This window comes from Coleofasciculaceae cyanobacterium, assembly GCA_036703275.1.
In the GTDB taxonomy this organism is placed as follows: domain Bacteria; phylum Cyanobacteriota; class Cyanobacteriia; order Cyanobacteriales; family Xenococcaceae; genus Waterburya.
Genome location: DATNPK010000069.1, coordinates 1 through 22,027 on the forward strand (window position 1 = coordinate 1; position 22,027 = coordinate 22,027).

General features: G+C 40.2%; 23 protein-coding genes and 1 tRNA gene. 14 read left to right on the forward strand and 10 right to left on the reverse strand.

The window, feature by feature from the left end; translation table 11 throughout:
- On the reverse strand, positions 1 to 128 hold a 128-nt coding region (locus V6C71_12125; protein HEY9769219.1), incomplete at its 3' end, for a helix-turn-helix domain-containing protein.
- A gap of 15 nt (positions 129 to 143) precedes the next feature.
- Here V6C71_12125 and V6C71_12130 point away from each other — a divergent pair.
- Complete coding sequence (locus tag V6C71_12130) at positions 144 to 371, forward strand: hypothetical protein (GenBank protein HEY9769220.1); 228 nt, start codon at positions 144 to 146, stop codon at positions 369 to 371.
- A 4-nt stretch (positions 372 to 375) separates the two neighbouring features.
- Here V6C71_12130 and V6C71_12135 read toward each other — a convergent pair.
- A tRNA-Asn gene (locus V6C71_12135) sits at positions 376 to 447 on the reverse strand.
- 143 nt (positions 448 to 590) lie between these two features.
- On the opposite strand from V6C71_12135, the gene V6C71_12140 reads away from it, so the two are divergent.
- The gene (locus tag V6C71_12140; GenBank protein ID HEY9769221.1) at positions 591 to 1,085 is read left to right on the forward strand and encodes a hypothetical protein; all 495 of its coding nucleotides are present in this window, start codon (positions 591 to 593) and stop codon (positions 1,083 to 1,085) included.
- 22 nt (positions 1,086 to 1,107) lie between these two features.
- Here V6C71_12140 and V6C71_12145 read toward each other — a convergent pair whose 3' ends face one another.
- Positions 1,108 to 1,653, reverse strand: a complete 546-nt coding sequence (locus V6C71_12145) for a DUF4334 domain-containing protein (GenBank protein HEY9769222.1) — start codon at positions 1,651 to 1,653, stop codon at positions 1,108 to 1,110.
- A 239-nt stretch (positions 1,654 to 1,892) separates the two neighbouring features.
- Here V6C71_12145 and V6C71_12150 point away from each other — a divergent pair, with 239 nt between their 5' ends.
- Positions 1,893 to 2,201: a hypothetical protein gene (locus V6C71_12150; GenBank protein HEY9769223.1), complete on the forward strand. Its 309-nt coding sequence runs from the start codon at positions 1,893 to 1,895 to the stop codon at positions 2,199 to 2,201.
- 34 nt (positions 2,202 to 2,235) lie between these two features.
- Here the strand turns inward: V6C71_12150 and V6C71_12155 are convergent, their stop codons facing one another.
- Positions 2,236 to 3,579, reverse strand: coding sequence for a cytochrome P450 (locus V6C71_12155; GenBank protein ID HEY9769224.1), 1,344 nt, complete (start codon positions 3,577 to 3,579; stop codon positions 2,236 to 2,238).
- A 143-nt stretch (positions 3,580 to 3,722) separates the two neighbouring features.
- Positions 3,723 to 4,694 carry an FAD-dependent oxidoreductase gene (locus V6C71_12160; GenBank protein ID HEY9769225.1) on the reverse strand — a complete coding sequence of 324 codons (972 nt, stop codon included), beginning with the start codon at positions 4,692 to 4,694 and terminating at the stop codon, positions 3,723 to 3,725.
- Between the two features lie 250 nt (positions 4,695 to 4,944).
- On the opposite strand from V6C71_12160, the gene V6C71_12165 reads away from it, so the two are divergent.
- The 5 genes from V6C71_12165 to V6C71_12185 all read left to right on the forward strand — a co-directional run bounded on the left by V6C71_12165 (position 4,945) and on the right by V6C71_12185 (position 8,465).
- On the forward strand, positions 4,945 to 5,172 hold the full coding sequence (locus V6C71_12165; protein ID HEY9769226.1) for a hypothetical protein: 228 nt from the start codon (positions 4,945 to 4,947) through the stop codon (positions 5,170 to 5,172).
- A 27-nt stretch (positions 5,173 to 5,199) separates the two neighbouring features.
- Complete coding sequence (locus tag V6C71_12170; protein ID HEY9769227.1) at positions 5,200 to 5,607, forward strand: lysozyme; 408 nt, start codon at positions 5,200 to 5,202, stop codon at positions 5,605 to 5,607.
- A gap of 54 nt (positions 5,608 to 5,661) precedes the next feature.
- The gene (locus tag V6C71_12175) at positions 5,662 to 6,564 is read left to right on the forward strand and encodes an AraC family transcriptional regulator (GenBank protein ID HEY9769228.1); all 903 of its coding nucleotides are present in this window, start codon (positions 5,662 to 5,664) and stop codon (positions 6,562 to 6,564) included.
- A gap of 88 nt (positions 6,565 to 6,652) precedes the next feature.
- Entirely contained in the window at positions 6,653 to 7,531 is an 879-nt protein-coding gene (locus V6C71_12180; GenBank protein ID HEY9769229.1) for a dienelactone hydrolase family protein, read from the forward strand.
- Between the two features lie 109 nt (positions 7,532 to 7,640).
- Positions 7,641 to 8,465, forward strand: coding sequence for an MBL fold metallo-hydrolase (locus V6C71_12185; GenBank protein HEY9769230.1), 825 nt, complete (start codon positions 7,641 to 7,643; stop codon positions 8,463 to 8,465).
- A gap of 434 nt (positions 8,466 to 8,899) precedes the next feature.
- Here the strand turns inward: V6C71_12185 and V6C71_12190 are convergent, their stop codons facing one another.
- From V6C71_12190 to V6C71_12205, 4 genes are all read right to left on the reverse strand, one after another.
- The gene (locus tag V6C71_12190; protein ID HEY9769231.1) at positions 8,900 to 9,643 is read right to left on the reverse strand and encodes an SAM-dependent methyltransferase; all 744 of its coding nucleotides are present in this window, start codon (positions 9,641 to 9,643) and stop codon (positions 8,900 to 8,902) included.
- Between the two features lie 198 nt (positions 9,644 to 9,841).
- Positions 9,842 to 10,912 carry an iron-containing redox enzyme family protein gene (locus V6C71_12195; protein HEY9769232.1) on the reverse strand — a complete coding sequence of 357 codons (1,071 nt, stop codon included), beginning with the start codon at positions 10,910 to 10,912 and terminating at the stop codon, positions 9,842 to 9,844.
- Between the two features lie 402 nt (positions 10,913 to 11,314).
- Positions 11,315 to 11,437 carry a hypothetical protein gene (locus V6C71_12200; protein ID HEY9769233.1) on the reverse strand — a complete coding sequence of 41 codons (123 nt, stop codon included), beginning with the start codon at positions 11,435 to 11,437 and terminating at the stop codon, positions 11,315 to 11,317.
- 1,111 nt (positions 11,438 to 12,548) lie between these two features.
- On the reverse strand, positions 12,549 to 13,001 hold the full coding sequence (locus V6C71_12205) for a helix-turn-helix domain-containing protein (protein HEY9769234.1): 453 nt from the start codon (positions 12,999 to 13,001) through the stop codon (positions 12,549 to 12,551).
- A gap of 101 nt (positions 13,002 to 13,102) precedes the next feature.
- Between V6C71_12205 and V6C71_12210 the strand changes: the two genes are divergently transcribed.
- The 3 genes from V6C71_12210 to V6C71_12220 all read left to right on the forward strand — a co-directional run bounded on the left by V6C71_12210 (position 13,103) and on the right by V6C71_12220 (position 18,152).
- Positions 13,103 to 14,116 (forward strand): NAD(P)-dependent alcohol dehydrogenase, encoded by a 1,014-nt coding sequence (locus tag V6C71_12210; GenBank protein ID HEY9769235.1) that lies wholly within the window; start codon positions 13,103 to 13,105, stop codon positions 14,114 to 14,116.
- Positions 14,117 to 14,350: 234 nt separating this feature from the next.
- Positions 14,351 to 17,197: a preprotein translocase subunit SecA gene (gene secA, locus V6C71_12215; GenBank protein ID HEY9769236.1), complete on the forward strand. Its 2,847-nt coding sequence runs from the start codon at positions 14,351 to 14,353 to the stop codon at positions 17,195 to 17,197.
- A gap of 262 nt (positions 17,198 to 17,459) precedes the next feature.
- Positions 17,460 to 18,152 carry a DevA family ABC transporter ATP-binding protein gene (locus V6C71_12220; protein ID HEY9769237.1) on the forward strand — a complete coding sequence of 231 codons (693 nt, stop codon included), beginning with the start codon at positions 17,460 to 17,462 and terminating at the stop codon, positions 18,150 to 18,152.
- 29 nt (positions 18,153 to 18,181) lie between these two features.
- Here V6C71_12220 and V6C71_12225 read toward each other — a convergent pair whose 3' ends face one another.
- Entirely contained in the window at positions 18,182 to 19,900 is a 1,719-nt protein-coding gene (locus V6C71_12225) for an NAD-binding protein (protein ID HEY9769238.1), read from the reverse strand.
- 197 nt (positions 19,901 to 20,097) lie between these two features.
- Between V6C71_12225 and V6C71_12230 the strand changes: the two genes are divergently transcribed.
- From V6C71_12230 to V6C71_12240, 3 genes are read left to right on the forward strand one after another with little or no spacing between them, the layout of a single operon-like run.
- On the forward strand, positions 20,098 to 20,802 hold the full coding sequence (locus V6C71_12230; GenBank protein HEY9769239.1) for a hypothetical protein: 705 nt from the start codon (positions 20,098 to 20,100) through the stop codon (positions 20,800 to 20,802).
- Entirely contained in the window at positions 20,753 to 21,718 is a 966-nt protein-coding gene (locus V6C71_12235; GenBank protein ID HEY9769240.1) for a hypothetical protein, read from the forward strand. The genes V6C71_12230 and V6C71_12235 overlap by 50 nt, the downstream gene beginning before the upstream one ends.
- Positions 21,719 to 21,776: 58 nt before the next feature.
- Positions 21,777 to 21,968, forward strand: coding sequence for a hypothetical protein (locus V6C71_12240; GenBank protein HEY9769241.1), 192 nt, complete (start codon positions 21,777 to 21,779; stop codon positions 21,966 to 21,968).
- Positions 21,969 to 22,027 lie beyond the last annotated feature (59 nt).

Below are 22,027 nucleotides of genomic sequence, written 5' to 3' on the forward strand. Positions count from 1 at the left end.
TACCAACCCTCGGTATAGTGCGCAAGAGCTTTGTTGTAGACCAAACGCACGCAACCCATTGTCCGTCGCAAAAGATTTTCTTGCGCTTGTGTCGGGTAAAAGCGGAACTTGTAAGCACGTTCACTCATGCTTCACATTATAGAGTGCCTGTCGCCTGGGGAAACCCCAGATGTTCAAACGCCACGTCTCACCACCATAGCCTTGGCTTGGTGGGAGTATCCTGCGCGAAAATAGATGAAGAAACTAAACCAGTGCCAGTAGAGAGTCTGGCTAAAATTGAAGCCACAATAAGACAGCAAACTTTTAAATACATTATTGCTCAACAATGTAACCAATTATTAGTTACTGTACAGTTAACTTGTCTAGATTAATGAACTCCCCAGGTAGGATTTGAACCTACGACCAATCGATTAACAGTCGACCGCTCTGCCACTGAGCTACTGAGGATTGCTTTGACAGCCATTAATAATAATAGCGAATGCTTACGCAATTGGCAAGGATATTAAAAAGTAATTTTAACTCTACCAATTTGCCTGATGTAAAGGATATGCTGGGAACGAAGTGAGCCTCTGCTAAAATATTCTCTCCCCATGCTAGTTAATCGCTATCAAACTGTATATCTTTCATTTATTTCTACCGACTTGCCCGTCTGGAACGTAATTGAGGCTAAAGCGTCTCTATATCAAAAGGATCGAGAAAGATTTCATTTACTGCTAAACCAGCAAAATTTACCTCACTCTATTGTGCCAACGGTAGATCGGGGTAAATCTGAGCAAGGATTGTTTTGGTTAGAAATCTCTCCTTATCGAGTAATGATGACTATGCAGAGTAACGGCAAGTTAAGTTATCGGCATTTTTGGGAGAAAGGAATATATGGAGTAAGCAGATATTGTTTGAATACCGCTCCCGATCAACCCAGTCAATCAATACGTTTTCGCAATTTTACCCGTTACTTAAAAGTAGACAACGATCCATTTCCGAAAAATGTACGAATTGAATATGAAATATGGTCAGCCGAAGTTCATTTAGGTTCTTATATTCTTCATTTAGAGATAGAGCCAGAAGATCGACCTAGATTAAATTAATTAGTAATGAATAAAAGATCTTCTAAATCGCTGGAGATCTTGTTAATAAAAAGAAAAATGGTTGTGGCATTCCTTTCCAATCCATTAAGCCCAAAACGGTTCTGTCATCTACCTTTCTAAAGACATCGTGAATTGGTAAATAATCATAAATCATGGTGGTGCTAACTCGATCGCGATACTCCATCATCCGAACTCTGGCTTTACTTTCCTCAGTTTTTAATAGCTTGCTCATCGTGCTGTACAGAGGATTGATTGCCTTGTTTCGAGGAATTGGTAAACGTAATCCAATATTGGTAATCACTGGATTTGGATCTACTTTAAAAATTTCGTTATTGCTATCGGAAAATAATAAAGGATGAACGTTGTCTCGATCGACAAATTCTTTGCCGTACCAACCGATAGCCTCTAGTAAGCCATCGAGAGAATGATTAGTGTGAAAACCAGACCCTTTCCATCTACCCATCATGAACTCTAAATCTACAGTGTCTAGCTCATCAAAAAGTCTTAATGCTTCACTAGTACTAGTTCTTCCTTGTTGCAAAATTGTCTGAAATTCGGCACTATTCATCGTTTTTAGGATACGCTGGCATGGTTAGAGTTGAACTTGACCCGATCGCGGTAAGCTACTTAATTAATGCTAGCTAACTATCTGTAATCGAGAATCAAAAGCGATCGCAAGGCGACTCAATTTCTCTTGCATACTGCTTGTACTAGCGATTAAATATTTAACCTTGTATAGTTTTTGCTATGCTCACGTTAAAAAATTTACAATTTATACATTGATTACATTGATTTTAAAATATAACCATGACCAAAGCTGTAGTTAAATTTTCCTCAGAAGACTGTGGGACTTGTCATAAGATGTCCTTTTATGATGCTAAAGTTGCCCAAGAATTAGATTTGGAATTTATTGATGTCAAGATGCAGGATACTGCTACCTATCGTAAATATCGCCAGATTCTTATGGCGCAATATCCCGATAAGAAGGAGATGGGATGGCCCACTTATATAGTCTGCGAATCTCCTGAAGAAGATTTTAAAATTATGGGTGAAGTAAAAGGTGGTCATCCTAAAGGCGAATTCCGTAAACGTTTACAAGGTATATTACAAGGATAGACACCAGGGCAAAAGAGAGATTATTGCCTGTTAGTTACCTTTTGCCCTTAAAGATCATTTGTACTCCTGTTTGAGGAGCGAGAGTGACGCCTCTTCTAGCAGGTGATTCAGGGCGATCGCTCTTTAACTCTAGTTCGTAGCTAGAGATGATTGTAGCTAACACCAGCTTCATTTCTAACTTAGCTAAGGCTTCCCCAATACAACGGCGTTTACCACCGCCAAAGGGAAAAAATTCATAAGCTGAAAATTCTTGTGCTAAAAAGCGTTCGGGTTTAAATTGATGATGTTCGGGATAGACATCTTCTCTTTGGTGCAGGAGATAAATACAGCCCATCAACACCTGTCCTGCCTCTAACTTGTATTCCATCAGTTCGGTGGGTTTTAAGACAGTTCGAGGGAAAGTCAGCATCGCCACAGGATAGATCCGTAAGGTTTCTTTACAGACTGCATCGAGGTAAGGTAACTGAGCGATCGCCATCGGTTCGGGATTTGCGCCTAAGCTAGCTATTTCGTTCTGTAATTTAGCTTTAATCTCAGGATAACGATGCACCCAGTATAGCGACCAAGCGATCGCCGAAGCTGTAGTTTCATGTCCTGCCAGCATTAGCGTCATTAATTCATCACGCAGTTCGGAGTCTTTCATCGCTTCTCCTGCTTCATCCCGCGCCGACATCATCAGAGAAAGAATATCCTGACGTTGGCTATTGTCTTCAGTCCTTCTAGTGGCAATTTCTTGAAAGATGGCTTCGTCAATTGCTTTTTGCTGACGGATAAAATTACCCCAAGGACTCCATGCGCCCAAGTCTTGTTGTAACCAGGGGAAAAAGAGGAAAGCCGAGGTAAGGGTAGATTCAAAGATATTAGCCAGTCTAGTAATGCGCTGCTTTAATTCTTCAGATCTTTCGCTATCCTGTAGTCCATAGACCGCTTCTAAGATTACCTGTAATGATACTTCCTGGCTTAGCTGACGCGCGACAAAAGGCTGGTTAGGCTTTAACTTGCCGATAATATTACGAGTCAGATCGCAAATCAATTGACTATAAGCCTGCATTCTTTCCCCATGAAAAGGCGGTAACAGTAACTTGCGACGTTGTTTATGGCGATCGCCTTCAATTAGCAATAAAGAATTCTCGCCTACCAATGGCTTTAATAACTGAGTATTTTGACTAGAGGCAAAATACTTAGAGCGATCGCTAGTTGTAATTTGTCGCATCGCTTCAGGATGATTAACAAAAACATATTCATCTTGTCCCGCTATGTCGGCAACAAATAGATCGGGAGCTTGTTTAGCAGCGGAGTCCATGTATTTATCTGGCTTGGCGATCCACTGCAATTTTTGTTGTAGAGATGATTGTTTTAGCCTAGGAATTGATTTCATGACTGTAGATTAAGAAAAATTCAGATCTCTGCTATTATTTTAATAATTTTTCTCCAAGCTATTGACCAATATCCGAATAATTCATAACACTACTGCACTTTTAATTTATAGTTGTAATTTGTAGTTGCTACTGGCTACTTTTCCTAACTACCAACAACCGATTCGCCCGCAGCGATTCCCGAAAGTACTGCCCCCTCTATTTTAGGTGCAACAAAGGCATCCCCCGCCATTATCAGAGGTATTTCAGATACAGCTAAACAGGGTTCACTATAAAAAGTTTTTGGTAGGCTATAGCGCCAACGATGTATTTGATATTTAATGACTGGTGAACCTAAGTAATCAGACGCAGCGGTAAATAGTCGATCGGCAATTTCTGCATCATCGCTATCCCAATTAGCATCGCTAAATTTAGGGGTAGCATGAAGCGTTACAGCATAACCGTTGGGAGAAATGCCTTTTTGATAATTGTCAGCCAACCAAACTAAAGCTAAATCTTCTAAAGCTACACCTCCTGGTGCAGGTATCTGGCTGGGTTTTGACAACAAAGCTAAAACCGCAATGCAGCTATAATAACTAACTTGTTTCAAAGACGATCTAATTTTTGTCGGTAGAACTATTTCAGAAGCATCTAGTAAAGCTAAAGATTGAGGCACGGGAGGAGTCATAACCAAAACATCTCCCTGATACTGTTGCTTGTTTTCTGTTTCTACAAGCCAGCGATCGCTATAACTAACTTTCACTACTCTAGTGTTGGTCTGAACATCTAAATTTTGTGCTAAATGTTTAGCAATGCCGCGAGTACCATTTACCCCACAGTAACGCGGTTGACCATCAACTTCACCAAAACCCTGACACCATTCTTTAACTACGCCCTGCTGCAACCATTCATCTACCCAAGCCTGAAACTGTGGCTGTTTAACGCTGAAATATTGAGCGCCATAGTCAAACACGCCTTCGATAGATTCTCCCTGTCTGACACGCCGAGTCGCCAAACGTCCGCCGATTCCTCTGCCTTTGTCTAATACTGTTACCTTGATTCCGCTGCGTTGTAAAACAGTTGCGGTAATTAATCCAGTAATTCCTCCACCAACAATGATACAAGAGCTAATTTTCATAAGGCGATCTCGCTTGGTGCAACATCAAATTATTTATGCTTTTTATTTAGGTTTTTTAAGTGAGCTAGTTATAACTTTAGTTAGAAAGAGTAAATGGACTGTATATCTTTATTTGATTGAGGTTAAAGACCTATTTCAGACGATTTTACTAGAATATGTTGTTTATTATTCAAATAGTTAAAGACCGTTGCCTAAGCATATTTACTTAGGAGTACCAGCGAGCAAATTATTGAATGTTTTAAATTCGCTCATGTTAGCTATTTTTTGTAATTCAAGCATATTTTTAGGTTCAACCCTACTGTCGTCCAACTTAATTGTTAATCATGCTTTAGCAGATAATCAATTCGCTCTCAACCAAACTCAAATACCTCATTCCGATTCAGCAAGCCCTAACTATACTAATGAATTTATTGAACCAGAGATCTTTATTGCATCCAACATTACTGTTGTTCCTGCAACAATAGATTTAGTTAAATAGTTTGAAGGCTTTAGTGCTAATGCCTATATGGATACCAGCGGATTACCAGTTGTTGGCTATGGACAAACTAGAATCAATGGTAAGACCGTCAGCATGGGACAATATATTACTGAGGCGCAGGCTGATGTCGCATTGAAGCAAGAGCTTAATCGGATTCAACAGTTGGTTCAGTCTTATGTCCAGGTGAAATTGAATCCTCACCAATTAGGAGCATTAACATCGTTAGTCTACAATTCAGGAATGAGAATATTAACCGATAGTACCTTAATCAGAAAACTTAATGAAGGAGATCATGCAGGCGCAGCAAAAGAGTTTCCACGTTGGAATAAAGCTAATCAGGGCGGTCAATTAGTTGTGTTTTCTGGTTTGACTAAACGCAGACTTGCAGAGCAACAGCTATTTTTAGCTCCTTATCAGCAGATAGCAAATAATTAAGACTTTGGTGATTCAAAATATGAGCTTTTAGCTTTCCAAAAAGAGTAAATATTTATGGAGCGAAATTCTCAAGTCAAACTGCTCGATTTTAAACGGGACAAGGCATCAAATGATTTTGTTCCTAATCCTGCCATTCTTTGCAGCACTCTAGGGGATGGTATTCATCTTGAACTTCATCAACAACCTGAATTTGAAACTAGCGAACACCAACATATCATGCACGTAATTGCTTGTGGCGTTGGCGATAGATTAGCACCAGGAGAGAGATTTCTCGATGGTAAAGTCCGCTCTGAAAGACGAGAGCGAGGAGATATTGCGATTATTCCCGCTGGTATTGCTCATCGTTGTAACTGGAAGATCTCAGCCGAGTTTGGTATTTTGGCGATCGATCCTTCACTGCTGCAACAAGTTGGTCGAGGTTTGGTAGATGGCGATCGCATCGAACTCATTCCCCAGTTTATGAACCAGCAAGATCGACTGATACAAGGAATTTTTGCCACTTTAAGGGATGAATTAGAGTCAAATCAAATTGCCGGTAGTTTATTGATTGATAGTCTAAAAACTACATTAGCAATTCATTTATTACGCAAATATTGCCTTACGAAGCCCAAGCTTTCTAGTTACGGATCTGGCTTAGGTAAATTTAAGTTTAAACAAATAACTGAATATATCAACGAACATCTAGATAGCGATCTCAAAGTCATTGAGCTAGCGGCGATCGCCCAAATGAGTCCTTATCACTTTATCCGTTTGTTTAAAAAAGCTTCGGCTCAAACACCACACCAGTATATTTTGCAGCGTCGAATTGAGAAAGGGAAATATTTATTGCAGCATAGTCAGTTGAGTACTGAAGAAATTGCAGCTAGCTTAAGATTTTGCGATCGCAGTCACTTTGCTAAATATCTCAAACGTTTTACTGGATTGACACCAAAACAACTTCAAGCTAAATCGCAATAATTTACCTAAAAAAAGCAACTTTTTTCTAGAGTTTGGAGAAGCAAGACTTTTAGACTATCAGCAGTAGAGAAAAGTTAAAGAGCTAAAAATGAGCGATATCGACATTAAAACCACTCATGTCCGAGTACCAAACCAAGACTTACGGACAACATATGCGGAGCGGTATCCTTTAGGACAAGCCCCGCCCTTCGAGGGCGGGGATGCGTCCTTACAAATTGATGCTTACTTAGCACAACCAGCAAGAGAGGGAAAATTTGCTGCGGTAATCGTTTTTCAGGAAATTTTTGGCGTAAACAGCAATATTAGAGAGATTGCCGAATTAATTGCCCAACAAGGTTATGTAGCAATAGCACCAGCGATGTATCAACGGATTGCTCCTGGTTTTAGCCGTGATTTTAGTCCTCAAGATCTTGCCTATAGTCCCGAAGCCTATCAACTTGGTTTGCAATATTATCAACAAGTTAAGTATCGAGAAATATTCAGCGATATTCGAGCTGCGATCGCCTATCTTAAAACCTTACCCAATGTCAAAGCAGATGCGATCGGCTGTATTGGCTTCTGTTTTGGCGGTCATGTTGCCTACATGGCTGCTACCTTACCCGATATCAAAGCTACGGCTTCATTTTACGGTGGTGGCATTACCACCTCTAGCTATGGTGAAGATGTTCCCACTATCGAGCGCACTGCCAAAATTCAGGGTACTATTTATCTGTTTTTTGGCACGAGAGATACTTTAGTGTCTCAGGAAGAAAGCCAACAAATTGAAGCAGAATTAGACAAACAACAAATCGATTATCGTCTATTTCGCTACGATGCAGGACACGGTTTTTTTGCTGGATTCTTTGAAGACAAGTATCCGTTTTTAAAACAACATCCAAGTTACAATTCTGAAGCTGCACCTCATGCTTGGCAACAGGTATTAGAACTTTTTCAAAATAATTTATCAGACTGGGAAAGGGATTATTAGCGGTACATCTTTGGAAAGATGCAATTTCACTACCGTCTTTTTTAGGATGGCAACACAAGCAAACATTTCCAAAAGTACGAATCAATCAGGGTGAGCCAAAAAAATAATCATGAAAATTCATCATCTCAATTGTGGCTGTATGTGTCCCCTTGGTGGAGCGATTTTTGATGGCTTTAGTCGCGGACTGAGCGCTCATCTTGTCTGTCATTGTCTGCTAATTGAGACGGAGCAAGGACTCGTTCTTATCGATACAGGCTTTGGATTGCGAGATGTTCAGTCGCCTTACTCCCGACTTAGTTCTTTTTTCATTAATTTCAATCGCATCCAGTTCGATCGCCAGTACACGGCAGTCGATCGCATCGAACAACTCGGATTTTCGGCGCGAGATGTGCGTCATATTGTGCTTACCCATCTTGATTTTGACCATGCTGGAGGTCTGGAAGATTTTCCTGAAGCGATCGTTCACGTTATGCAAACTGAAATGGATGCTGCTCGCGATCGCCGTGGCTTGATCTCAAGTCAACGCTATCGTTCAAAACAGTGGGACGAAGTTAAACACTGGCAATACTATTCACCAGGAGGCGAACCTTGGTTTGGCTTTGAAGCGGTACGGAATCTCAAAGGACTACCGCCAGAAATTCTGCTAATTCCCCTTGTCGGACATACCCATGGTCATGCTGGTATTGCGATCGAGACATCTGAAGGTTGGCTTCTCCATGCAGGGGATGCTTACTTTTATCGACAGGAAATGGATGCTAAACCACACTGTACCCCTGGCTTCCGAGCCTATCAATGGATGATGGAGGTCGATCGCCAGGCTCGATTATTTAATCAAAATCGGTTGCGAGAATTATCCCTAGATCGTCAGAAAAACGTGCAGCTATTTTGTAGCCACGATGCCGTCGAATTTAAAGCGTTTGGCGATCGCGCATAATTAACCTATAACCCATAACAAAAATAAATCTTTTTTTCTTTGTTTATACTAAAATTAAAATTTTAATTTAACAAAATAATAATAATGCCCACTTATGAAGAGGTATTTATACCTAGCAAAAAGCTTAGTGTATCCGTGATAGACAACGTTTGAAATGGATGATATAGTTTGGTGCAAAAATTCATCTCATCGGTAAAGCATTGGCGGTACTCGCCAATGGCTTGATATATCCGCCTCGCTTATATCGAGAGTCTTTTTTGGCATTTGAGATAAAAATAGTACTACAAAAACTAAAAACTAGAAGCTTAATCGTCCGCTTTAAATCCATTGATCAAATGGTAAATTGAGTAACATAGATTCAGCCGATTAAGCTTTTACGCAATCAATTGGGTTAAAGACTTTCAATTTGCTGAAAAGTTTCAACGAATAACAGCTTATAAAGCAGTCATTACTTTTAAAAATTCTGCTGACAAGTTTAAATTAGAATCATCTTTCTTTTTAAATAAAACACCTGCTAAGAAATAAATATTTTGAGAATAAAATGCTTGGCAATTTTTCTTTAATTCCAGGATAGTATCTTTAACTTTAGGTTCGCGACTGTAGTAACCAAATTTCAGTGGGGAAATCATGAAATCGACGACTTGATAGCCTTGAGCGATCGCATAATTAACTGTATCAACTGGATTGGAATAAGCTGAAATCATCAACAGCACATTCTCATAACCGAGTGATAAAAGCTGTTTGGTAATAGTTGCTCCATCTGTGCCACCATGCAAAGAAGGCATATATAAATTATCATCAGGCGCAGGAAGGTAAGGAGGATTAGCTATTAAATAGCTAGCATCCGCAGGCGCATATTCAAAGAAACATTTATTATGAATAGTATATTTATCGTTGAGTCGATATTGCTCAATTCTCGAACTAGCAATTTCACAGGCAGCAGACTTTAACTCAAAACCATGAATAAAGCCATGACAATTGTTTTTTAACAAGCAGTTAATTACTGGACTACCATCTCCAGCACCAAATTCGACCAAAATATCGGCAGGGGTACATTGACTTAGCACCATTTTTTCTAAACATTGACTGTAAAATTGAGACTCTTCTGGACAGAAGAAAACTTCATTTGGTGAAGAGGATTGAACTGCTTGATTTGAGGTTAATACGACTTTTTTCATAGTTAAATAATGAATAATTATTGAAAAGAGGGAACAGGAAATAGAAAAAAAACTTGCTTAAGTAGTCGTGCAAAATAAATTTCCTAGTTGAAATCGGGGAAAGGGGAAATGGGAAAGGGAAAATGGGAAAATTAAATGTGTAATTAATGAGGACGCGATTTCTGAGGTTGCCTCAGAAATTAAAGCCGTCCGTTTCGCCTAGGTACTTATCTTCTGACTTTTCTCCGCTTGTTTAACTTCTTTAATAATCGCTGCACCAGCGCGATCGCTCATTAATTTTCCTTGATCGTAGCCAAGCACTAATTCCCAGGCATATTCTGGATATTTCTCTACTAAGGGTAATGCAGCTTGATGCAACATCCATTGACCGTGGCGTTCATCTTCTCGAATGTGCAGTTCCCAGTAACCCATGGCATTGTCTGAAAGTCCGAGTCTTTCGGCAGCAGTCATGTAGTCTTTGTAAATGGAAGGACCGACAACTTCAAAGTAGGTAAGTCCACCGTTATAGCGTAAAAAATGACGCTTGCATTCGGTTAGCAAAAAGTTTTGGTTGATACTAGCCAAGAGTTCCCAGGGTACGAGGCCAAAATATGATTCTGGTTCGGTATTTAGTCCCAGTTCCGCCAACATTTGCGCGAAAAAGGTAGAATGTTTGCGATTTAGACGACCATTACCATATTCTTCTAACAATACGCGAATTAGACATGCTTGCACTTCGTTACTAGCACCGCCTAGAATCCTAGATAATTGGCTAGCTTCGACTAGTCCATCTAAAGATGCCATCGCTAGTAAATGCCGATATCCTGCCAGCGTCATTTCTTCTCGTAAATAACGCTTATTCTCGTTTAAAGGAGGATCTAGATCGGCTTCACCTCGTTCTATCAGTGCTTGTTTGATGTCTATTTGTTGGTATTGCGCCAGATCAATTTGCGATAGTTCCCACTCTTGCCAGACTTCTTCAATGCGATCGCGCAGCCATTTTAAATAAAACGAACGCTCATTTTGATATTGTCCTAAATCGTCGTACCAAAATAGATTGAGTCGATTAATTCGATAAAGAATTCGCTGTAAAAATAAATGCGCTGCATCTAAATCTTCCTCTGGGGAGTTTTCAATATAAGCTTTGTTTAAAGCGGTGGCGATCGCTGCTTCCAGACTGCTTACCAATTCGGGTTGAAAATTTACTTGTCGATCTAAATTCTCAAGGGTTAAAAGTCGAATTAACTGCTGTTCTGCTTCAGTGTAGTTGATAGTTTGAGAAGCAGACAATAAATCTTTCGAACTTCTGTCGATCAAGCGATTAAAATTTAGAACTGATGTCATTATAGATATGTTGAAAAGCTTTAACTGTATTTATTTGTTATCGCCGACAATGAAACTAAGCCAAGTATTGTCTTCGTCAGCTCAAATAATCGTAACTAGTTATTGGCTTCACCATGTCTATCTTGAGTTAGAGTCTATCTAGTTGCCGTTCGCTAGTACCCAGCCAAGGTTGAATTGATGATTTAAAGCAAGTAATAGGTAATAGGGAATAAGTAATAAGAAATAAGTAATAAGTAATAGGAAGCAGGGGAAGATAGTTACTAAGATTTTTTGACGCTCTATCAGAGCTAATTTAAGTCGTCTAAATAATTGAGGGAGAAGTCATTATCAATTATTAAGTTTGAATTATTAATTACTTACATTAGCTAATTGTTTTTCTAGCCAGCGATCGCCTAATTTATTTAACAGTCTTTCGCCCACAACATCATCTAGTCTAGCAGGGAGATTTTTTCTAGGCGCACAATTACCCAATGAGCTTCAATTTGCCTGGAAGGTAGAAGTTGTCATGGCTGGCTGCGGTGGAGCATTTGAGTCAGAATATGATGTAGCTCTATCAATTTTACTGAATCTACTAAACCATTGTTATTAGCCTGACTGCCCAAGGAATATATCCTAGCTAATTCAGCAAAAGAATTTTCTCTTTTTTGGAGATAATGATCTAGTTCTTTAGCTATACTTTCTATTTTAACTCTAATTATAGGAAAAACTGTTTTTTAAAAAGGCAATTTACGATTAATAAAATAAGATTTCGTTGATGTCTCCATTGGTCTTGTTTAAATTTATTGATCTTAATTTTTCTAATAATGCAAACACTTAACTAAGCTTTGGTCATTACCATTTTATTTATCTAAACCTGTATTTTTTGGTGGTAATTAACTAATATTATTTTCTAACGTTTTGGTAAATATCGACAATAGCAAGATTAATAATTACTTCTTGTAAAAACTGTCTTACAATTCGATATTTATCTAATGAAATAATTTACTTAGCGGTAATTATATAATCTTTTATTTGTAGAGTAGTAGTCATAAATTTGATTTCTATATATTTTAATAGTCTTAAAATCAAGAGCGATCGAGATATATACAGAGAAAGTAACAAGTAGCAAAAAAGGTAATAAGTAGTGGATAGGAGGTAGTAGATAGTAAGCAAAAACTCCAGTTTAGAAGATAATTCTTTATTAACAATTATTGCTCCAAGCTACACTTACAAGATCATTGATGATAATGCTTATGCCCTAAAGGACTCTATCACGGATACCGCTTCGCGACGCGGAGCGGTATGAAGTAAGCATTTGCCAATCGCGGATTCACGGATAAACCGCACTCCGCCCTTCGGTCTCGAAGCTTATCCGTGATAGACTAGCCCCGAGCCGTCCGTGATAGACAGCGTTAGGGTATTGAAACTCTGTTTGGTATTTTTAAGATTAGTATCAAAGATTAACCTAGGGATACTTAACCAATATTGGTTCTCGTGGAGATGTCTATAAATAATTAGCATGGATGCAATAAGCTCAACTCCGAAATTCAAAATAAACGTTGATTATCTCTGATTTTACTAATCGCGATCGCCTACTTTTAATTTACTTAGGTTTCCAGTAATTCTCAGAGTTGAGATTGTTATTATAATCCTCGATAGAAACTTTCACCTCTTGAATATGTTGATACGCCCACTCTCCCATAACTGCAAGTGGTTCTACAAGAGATTTCCCCAGGGGAGTCAGGGAATACTCAACTTTTGGTGGAACTGTTGGGTAAATTTTTCGCTCAATTAAACCGCATCGCTCTAAATTGCGGAGATTTTGAATCAGCATCTTGGGTGAGACACCAATAATTTGCTGTTTGAGTTCGTTGTATCGTTTTGTGCCTTGTGTTAGAGCAAAAACAATCAAGATTGTCCATTTATTGGCAATATGTTCGAGTATTTGATGCGCCTCGCAATTTGTATCAAAAATATTCATTGTCGCCACGCGCTCAAGGGTAGGTTGAGGACAATATTTGGGTAGCTCGTCGTTGGAATCGTTAGAAACAGCCATGCTTACTAAAAAGTAACTATATTACTTCTCGGTTAATCCTTCCGAGCAGCATTAGGGCAATGGTATCAAAGAAATGTCGAGCAATATAAAAGTTTTAAGCAATGAAAGCATATCAACTTCAAGCATATAATTCTCTAGAGGCATTGCAATTAATCGATTTACCAGAACCTACCGTTGGTGCAAATGATGTTCTAGTCAAAATTCGCGCCAATTCCATCAACTATCGAGAGTTAATAATTCTGGGTGGAGGATACGATCGCAACAAAAAACTGCCAGTCATTCCTGCTTCTGATGGGGTTGGTCAAGTTGTCGATATCGGTAAAAATGCAACTGCATTTGAAATTGGCGATCGCGTTGCTGGAACATTCTTTCAAGATTGGCAGTCAGGATCGGCGACAGAAAAACAGATGAATACGGCTTTGGGGGGAGGAATTGACGGCACTTTAGCTGAATATGTTGTTTTTCCCGAACACGCGCTGGTTAAAATCCCCGAACATCTTGCTTACGAAGAAGCAGCAACACTTCCTTGTGCAGCCTTAACCGCCTGGAATTGCTTAAGGAGGGGTGGATTAATACCTGGACAAACAGTTTTGACTCTTGGTACGGGTGGAGTATCGATCTTTGCGCTGCAATTTGCCAAGTTATTTGGTGCCAAAGTAATTATTACTTCCAGTAGTGATGAAAAACTCGATCGCGCTATGGCTTTAGGTGCAGACGCGACTATCAATTACCGTACTTATCCCGAATGGCAAGATCGAGTGCGCCTTTTAACTGATGGAGTTGGAGTCGATCAGGTAGTAGAAGTTGGTGGTGCAGGAACTATGAAGCGATCGCTCGATTCAGCGCGTCTTGGTGGGTATATCGGAGTCATTGGGGTTTTGAGTGGCTTTGGTGCAGCTAATTTTACACCAGCAACAGCCTTTTTCAATCAGTTACGCATTCAAGGAATTTATGTCGGTAACAGACAAATGTTTGAAGAAATGAACGCGGCAATTGCCCTACATCATTTACAACCAGTTGTTGATGAAATTGTTCCTTTTTCTGAAGCCAAGCGCGCTTACGAATTACTTGAATCTGGCAAGCACCTAGGAAAAATTGTTATTAGCCATGCTTGAGGCATAGTGATCTTGATGTGTTAGATTTTGCTCACAAATGGGGAATCAGCTAGACATACTTACACCCTGATTGGCGATCCTTCCCCAATGTGGGTAGATATCCCTAAAGTCGTTATGAGTAGGCAAATGGTAGAATTATTAAAAGTTATTAAATATTGCTTTCTAGCTAGGAGATCGTGGATTAAAAAGCAAATATTAGATCGTTAAGAATACTGATTATTCATAAAAATTACTATGCTGAAAAGACTGTTGGGCGACCCCAATGCACGTAAACTAAAAAAATTTCAGCCTTTAGTGGCAGAAATCAACCTGATTGAAGAAGACATCAAGGATTTATCTGACGCAGATTTAAAAGCAAAAACGGGCGAATTCCGCGAACAGCTTGCTAAAGCAAAAAATGATGATGAAAAGAAGGAAATCCTCGAAGATATTTTGCCTGAAGCTTTTGCCGTAGTTAGAGAAGCAGCGATTCGAGTATTGGGGATGCGTCACTATGACGTACAGTTGCTTGGAGGCATAGTTTTACACAAAGGACAAATCGCCGAAATGAAAACAGGCGAAGGTAAAACCCTAGTATGTACGCTTCCTGCATATCTCAACGGTTTGACTGGGAAAGGGGTTCATGTTGTCACAGTTAACGATTATCTTGCCCGCAGAGACGCGGAGTGGATGGGGCAGGTTCATCGCTTTTTAGGTTTAAGCGTGGGGCTGATTCAGTCGGGCATGAGTCCGACAGAAAGAAGAAAAAATTATGCCTGTGACATTACTTACACGACTAACAGTGAATTGGGCTTTGATTATCTGCGGGACAACATGGCTGTATCCATGGAAGAAGTAGTACAGCGTCCTTTTAACTATTGTGTAATTGACGAGGTTGATTCGGTACTAGTTGATGAAGCTAGAACTCCGCTAATTATTTCGGGACAGGTAGAACGTCCCACAGAAAAGTATCTTCAAGCATCTCAGATAGCAGCCCAGCTAGTCAAACAGGAAGAAAATTACGATGAGGAATTAAATGGCAATGAGGGCGTTGGTGATTACGAAGTAGATGAGAAAGCTCGTAATGTTTTGATGACCGACGAAGGGTTTGCTCGTGCCGAAGAAATATTAGGTGTGGGCGACCTATACGACCCTGAAAATCCTTGGGCGCACTATATTTCTAATGCGGTTAAAGCGAAAGAACTTTTTACCAAAGATGTTAACTATATGGTGCGTAACGATGAGATTGTCATCGTCGATGAGTTTACGGGGCGCGTGCTGGCTGGAAGACGCTGGAGTGATGGTTTACACCAGGCGATTGAAGCCAAAGAAGGAGTGCCAATTCAAAAAGAGACTCAAACTCTGGCAAGTATTACCTATCAAAACTTTTTCTTACTCTATCCCACTTTAGCAGGGATGACAGGAACAGCAAAAACAGAGGAAACCGAGTTTGAGAAAGTTTATAAGCTTCAAGTAACGATAATTCCGACTAATTTGCCGTCTAGAAGAGCCGATCTTGCTGACGTAGTTTATAAAAAAGAAATTGGCAAATGGCAAGCAGTGGCAGAAGACTGCTTTAATATGCATGAAAAAGGTCGTCCTGTGTTAGTTGGTACCACAAGCGTCGAGAAATCTGAGCTAATTTCTCAGTTGCTAAAGCAAAAAGGCATTGAACATAATTTGCTTAACGCTAAACCCGAAAACGTAGAGCGAGAATCAGAGATTGTAGCTCAAGCTGGTCGTAAAACTGCCGTAACGATCGCAACTAACATGGCAGGACGAGGTACAGATATTATCTTGGGTGGTAACGCTGACTATATGGCAAGGCTCAAGGTGCGAGAGTATCTAATGCCAAAAATAGTGATGCCCGAAGATGATAATCTGATGGCTAGAGTACCAGGAATCAAGCTGGGTAAGGATTCTGCCAAAGGTTTTGGCGGGTTAGGCGATGGCAAGAAAGTCAAGACTTGGAAAGCATCGCCGCAAATTTTCCCGACTGAACTATCAACAGAAGCTGAAAAATTACTCAAGGAAACCGTTAAGTTTGCCGTACAAAGATACGGCGAGCAAAGTTTATCTGAACTAGATGCAGAAGAAAAAATCGCTGTTGCCTCGGAAAACGCGCCCGTCACCGATCCTGTACTGCAAAAATTGCGTGAAGCTTACAAGTTGGTGCGTAAAGAGTATGAAGTATTTACCGACGCGGAACACAAGGAAGTAATTGCTAACGGTGGACTTCATGTAATCGGTACAGAGCGTCACGAATCTCGTCGAGTCGATAACCAGTTGCGAGGACGGGCAGGAAGACAGGGCGATCCTGGTTCAACTAGATTTTTCCTTAGTTTACAGGATAACCTGTTGCGGATCTTTGGTGGCGATCGCGTCGAAAAGCTAATGAATATGATGCGTGTCGAAGACGATATGCCCATCGAGTCTAAGATGCTGACCAACTCCCTAGAAGGGGCGCAAAAGAAAGTAGAAACTTTTTATTACGATACTCGTAAGCAGGTCTTTGAATATGACGAGGTGATGAATAATCAGCGTCGCGCTATTTATGCCGAACGTCGACGTGTACTAGAAGGATTAGATCTTAAAGAACAGGTAATTCAATATGCCGAGAAAACTATGGGGGAAATTGTCGATGCTTACATTAACCCTGAATTGCCCCCCGAAGAGTGGAAGCTAGACAAAATGGTCGATAAGGCTAAAGAGTTTATCTATCTTCTCGATGATGTAGAACCTGCACATCTCGAAGATATGACCGTCAACGAGATGAAGAACTTTCTGGGTGAAGAAGTCCGCAAAGCTTACGACATTAAGGAACATCAAATTGATAGTATGCAGCCTGGTTTGATGCGCCAAGCAGAACGATTCTTTATTCTCCAACAGATTGACACCCTATGGCGAGAACACCTACAGGCGATGGACGCGCTGCGAGAGTCAATTGGTTTGCGCGGTTATGGACAAAAAGATCCGCTGATTGAATATAAACAAGAAGGATACGAGATGTTCTTGGAAATGATGATTGATATTCGTCGTAACGTCGTTTACTCTCTCTTCCAGTTTCAACCCCAACCTCAACCCCAAGCGCAGGCAGTGTAAAACCACTATTTATTGACACTCCAATAATTTCATGATCCACAAGCCAGTATTTATTTGCTGGCTTTTCTATTTAATAGCAATTTTTATCTTTGTCACTTCAGAATCTTAACTGCAAATTTAGCTTGAAATACAACTTCCTATCGTTTTCAATAATCAGCTTGCCATATCTATGTCTAGTTGTTGAGGGAGTATCTAACTTAACGTTAGTATTACCTAAAGCATTGAGCAAGGGAAAAGAGAAATTCAATCTATTGAATTAATTATGAGCAATAACCAAGTCGTAAATATTCAAGAATTGAGTCATTTTTTTGGCGAAGGAAAGTTAAAAAAGCAGATTTTGTTTGATATTAATTTAGTTTTCAATTCGGGCGAAGTAATTATCTTAAAAGGACCTTCTGGATCGGGAAAAACTACTTTATTAACGTTGATGGGTGGACTGCGATCGCCACAGTCAGGAAGCCTACGAGTATTTGGTCAAGAGTTAGTTGGGGCAAAAAAAAATAAGCTGGTGCAAACGAGGAAAAACATTGGCTATATTTTCCAGTCTCACAATCTTTTGGCATTCCTAACCGCAAAACAAAATGTGCAGATGTCGTTAGAGTTGCACGACAACATTAAAACCACAGAGGTAGAATCAAGAGCGATCGCTCTATTGGAATCAGTCGGCTTGGGAGAACATATTAACTATCATCCTCAAAACCTTTCTGGGGGACAAAAACAACGGGTAGCGATCGCTAGGGCACTAGTTTCGCATCCGAAGATAGTCCTAGCAGACGAACCCACCGCAGCATTAGACAGCAAATCGGGTAGAGACGTAGTAGAGTTGATGCGGCAGCTAGCTAGAGAACAAGGCTGCACTATTCTGATTGTGACCCACGATAATCGCATTCTTGATGTAGCTGATCGCATCGTGGAATTAGAAGATGGCAGAATTACTTTAGATACAGAACAATAAGCCGTTAATAATTTTAATAATTTAATTAGCTAATTTCTCAAACTATCTTCTAAGCGATCGAGCATTGAGTCATCTGAGTTAGGAGTACGCCATAACTGCTCTAAACCACTAGCAGGCATGGTTAAATATAAAATATCTTGTGGTTGCAAACAAGTTTCTAGTAATTGCCAACCGTGTAAGGTGCGATTTTTTCTCTCCAGATATAAAGGAACAAAGTCGCCTGTGATTGCTGCGTCTTGAACGGTTTGATTGCAAAAGGGATGTTTTGGGGTAATCATTGTTCCCAGAGCTACCCAAAGCAAATCTTGGGTCATACCATTGCCCAAAATTCTTCCTCCTAAGGCTGCCGCTGCAAATGAATAGGTGGCTAACTCTACAGGAGACAATACGCGATCAAACTCAAAAACCTCCTGCATCGATTGGGCAAACTGAGAATCTCCGCTACGAACTACGGTTTTCAAATAGGGTGCTAAAGCTTTGGCAGTAAGACTGATTTCCAGGTTAGTTGTATCATGACTAGTAACAGCAATTAAACTGATCGCTCGTTTGATATTAACCGCCTTGAGGCTAGAGGACATACTGGCATCTTCAATAATTACGGGAATGCCTTGAGAACGAGCAGAATGAATAAAACGGTTATTAGAATCGGATTCAATCACCACTACCTCATGACCTTGAGCATGGAGTTGGCTAGCAACATGAATTCCTACCCCACCCAAACCACAGACTATATGATGGTTATGTCTGGGAATTCTGGCAGCATCTATAGTTTGCCTAAAACGACTACCTAAAACAAAATCATTAATTAGAGCATAACAAATACCGATCACCCCAGCACCAACAATCATCATGATCGCAGTAAAAACTTTGATATAATCGGAGCCAGCTTCGGCAACTTCTTCTTTTCCTCCCGCACCTGTAATCATGCCGACCGAAAAATATAGAGCATCAGCGATGGAAGTTTGTAGATTAACGCTGACATAAATTAAGGTGGCGACACAGATTACTCCTAATAAAGCCAGACTGACTAAAGTGACAGGACGAGCGTAACGCTGATAACGAGGAATATTTAAAATTGCTTTAAATAGCTTTTTTTGCCAGGAGCGACGTTTAGTCAAAACCTTGGGTTTAGTACCGACAATTAAGCGATCGCCAATTCCTAGACATTTATCCTGTTTAATCGCGGAAATTAAATCTATTTCTCCTCTTGCCGGTAAATAATAGATTAGCATTCGGTTGGGATCGACCCACAGTTCTTTTAGTTCTTTTCCCAGCCAGGGATGGTCAAGATCGATAATTTCTTCCTGTATTGGCCAAGTACGGTTAAACAACTGTAGTTGACCGATCGCTTTGTTACCCAAGGCGGCGAAAGTAAATAAGGGAGAAGAAAGAGCCGCCACGCTCATCGTAAAATGATTGGGTAGAGTCAGATCAAGGCGATCGCCCAAAGTGTGGTTGAGTAGACGATTAATAATTCTAATTTGCGGATTAAGCACCCTAGCTTGAGTCAAAATTGCCAAATTAAGCGCATCATCATCATGAACTAAAACTAAAGTCTTTGCCTGCCTGATGCCTGCCTTAATTAAAGTGACGTTATCTCGCGGATCGCCAACTATAATTTGCTTGCTTGCCTGGGTATTTATCGAACTATCGCTAATTGCTACTACTTTTGCCCCCTGCTGCTTTAATAGGCTGTAGATTTGAGTGCCTGTGCGTCCTAAGCCACAAATAATTATTTTGGGTTGCATAAATTCTGATTGGGGTGCAAAGAGACACCGATCGCACCTAAATAATTTTGCGTAATCGATATCTTATTTACTGTATACGTAAACACCTTTAAGTTTTAGTTTTACTACCATATCATCCTTCCGACTTTAGTCTGGTTGAATTACGAGCTACAGAACGTAATATATTAAAATAACCGTTTAAATTAGTAGCATATTTAATGATTGATTTTAATGAAGGTAATCTAACTGCGGGAACTATTGTTACAGACCAGTTCGAGGGTCTTAATATCTCTACCCCTTCCGAGTTTGGAGTTATGGTCTTTGATACGAATAATCCTACTGGAGAAGATTACGATCTTTCCGCTGAAAATCTGGAAAATGCCCTGATTATTTCTGAAGACGGAGACGCTTCTGATCCTGATGATAATGCAGCAGGAGGAACGATCGATATTGAGTTTGATGAACTAACTACAGTTACGGAGATCGGACTGTTGGATATTGAAGAGTTAGGAAGTTCTGTCAGCTTGTTTGATGGCGACTCGAATTTAATTGAAGTCATAGAAATTGAACCTTTTGGCGATGGACGTAGTTTTGAGCTAGATATTTCCGATGTTTCAGGAGTAGCTCGCTTGGAACTCGATCTAGCAGGAAGTGGTGCATTGACCTCACTCAACTTCTTGCCAGAAGGTACAGATACTTCTAGCGGAGCAACCCAACTGACTAACCTAGGCTGGGAGAAAAACGGACAACCGCTCGGTATCTGGACTAATAACAGTGATGTTGTTAAAGACTTAGTTTCAGGAATTGAAGTTGTCGATGCCGTAACAGCTAACACTTTGGCGGGAAATGACCTAATTGAAGGTTTAGTTAGCAGTGGGACAGGTTTATCTAAACGATGGAGCAATCATCACTGGCAGCGGTAACGACTCTCTTCAAGGGAGCGTAATCGGAGCTGGAAATGAGAATGTCGGCATCTTTAATTTTGGTGATTTTGGTGATGATCAAACCAGTATCAATACAGGAACAGGCGCTGATAAAATTGTTGGTACTGTCAAAATCCAAGGTGATGGAAATAACAACTTTGGTGTCATCAATGAATTATTTGGCTTAATTAACACCGAAGCAGGTGACGACCAAATTACTGGTACGGTTGAGGTCGCAGGAAACGGTGATTTTAATATAGGTTTTGACAATAGCATATTCGCTCTTACCGATACTGGCGCAGGTAGGGATCGAATTACTAGTACGGTTAAAGTTGACGGAGATGGGAATAATAACTTTGGTATTATCAACGGTGAAGCAAGTATCTCTGCTGGAAATGGCAACGATCAAATCATCAGTACTGTAGTGGTGGAAGGAGATGGCAGCGGTAACATTGGCATCACTAGTGGTCTTGGCGGCATCGATCTGGGTGCTGGCGATGACTATCTTTACGGTGCTGTTGAAGTCGCAGGAGATGGGAATAATAACTTTGGTATCGAGAATACTGCTGTTAACTACATCCGTATGGGGTCTGGTAATGACAGTATTGTTGGAAAAGGAGTAGATGCTTTTACTGGTTTTGGTGGTAGTCCTACTGGAGGATCTGGCTTTATTGACTTGGGCGAAGGCAATGATAAAATCTCTGGTTTTGGTGTTAACCAAATCGTCGATGGTGGTACTGGCATAGATCTAGCTCAATTTCAATTTAGCCTAGATAAATCAATTACTTTCGGCAGCAGCGATGCAAACTCGATCGATATCACCGCAAATGAAGTAACCATGTCATTTACCAACGTGGAGGAATTTGCCTTTGCTAATGATTCCTTTACCCTCGATGAGCTGATTGATTTTGTTTAGTTAAGTTAATTCGAGCTATACCCTCGAAACTTATTGCCGCAGTTAGAATCGTGCTGTTGTGGATACACGAATCATTCTTACCGCGATCGCCGGGATGACTGTTTATGCTTCATCCCTTTTTTTAATTGCGTATTCTTTGAATCGCTCTAGATCCGCCATTACGGTAGACTCTAGCACTTCCCCGATTAAGCTATCTATTAGCTTTCTAATTGGAATGCAAAGAGACACCGATCGCACCTACACAAATTAAATTGTGCGTAATCGATATCTTATTTACTGTATACGTAAATATCTTTAAAGGAGAAGAAT

Bases quoted from the DNA above. Each gene is read 5' to 3' on its own strand.
- V6C71_12140 (HEY9769221.1), top strand. From the start codon at position 591: ATGCTAGTTAATCGCTATCAAACTGTATATCTTTCATTTATTTCTACC.
- V6C71_12145 (HEY9769222.1), bottom strand. From the start codon at position 1,653: ATGAATAGTGCCGAATTTCAGACAATTTTGCAACAAGGAAGAACTAGT.
- V6C71_12150 (HEY9769223.1), top strand. From the start codon at position 1,893: ATGACCAAAGCTGTAGTTAAATTTTCCTCAGAAGACTGTGGGACTTGT.
- V6C71_12155 (HEY9769224.1), bottom strand. From the start codon at position 3,579: ATGAAATCAATTCCTAGGCTAAAACAATCATCTCTACAACAAAAATTG.
- V6C71_12160 (HEY9769225.1), bottom strand. From the start codon at position 4,694: ATGAAAATTAGCTCTTGTATCATTGTTGGTGGAGGAATTACTGGATTA.
- V6C71_12165 (HEY9769226.1), top strand. From the start codon at position 4,945: ATGTTAGCTATTTTTTGTAATTCAAGCATATTTTTAGGTTCAACCCTA.
- V6C71_12170 (HEY9769227.1), top strand. From the start codon at position 5,200: ATGGATACCAGCGGATTACCAGTTGTTGGCTATGGACAAACTAGAATC.
- V6C71_12175 (HEY9769228.1), top strand. From the start codon at position 5,662: ATGGAGCGAAATTCTCAAGTCAAACTGCTCGATTTTAAACGGGACAAG.
- V6C71_12180 (HEY9769229.1), top strand. From the start codon at position 6,653: ATGAGCGATATCGACATTAAAACCACTCATGTCCGAGTACCAAACCAA.
- V6C71_12185 (HEY9769230.1), top strand. From the start codon at position 7,641: ATGAAAATTCATCATCTCAATTGTGGCTGTATGTGTCCCCTTGGTGGA.
- V6C71_12190 (HEY9769231.1), bottom strand. From the start codon at position 9,643: ATGAAAAAAGTCGTATTAACCTCAAATCAAGCAGTTCAATCCTCTTCA.
- V6C71_12205 (HEY9769234.1), bottom strand. From the start codon at position 13,001: ATGGCTGTTTCTAACGATTCCAACGACGAGCTACCCAAATATTGTCCT.
- V6C71_12210 (HEY9769235.1), top strand. From the start codon at position 13,103: ATGAAAGCATATCAACTTCAAGCATATAATTCTCTAGAGGCATTGCAA.
- secA (HEY9769236.1), top strand. From the start codon at position 14,351: ATGCTGAAAAGACTGTTGGGCGACCCCAATGCACGTAAACTAAAAAAA.
- V6C71_12220 (HEY9769237.1), top strand. From the start codon at position 17,460: ATGAGCAATAACCAAGTCGTAAATATTCAAGAATTGAGTCATTTTTTT.
- V6C71_12225 (HEY9769238.1), bottom strand. From the start codon at position 19,900: ATGCAACCCAAAATAATTATTTGTGGCTTAGGACGCACAGGCACTCAA.
- V6C71_12230 (HEY9769239.1), top strand. From the start codon at position 20,098: ATGATTGATTTTAATGAAGGTAATCTAACTGCGGGAACTATTGTTACA.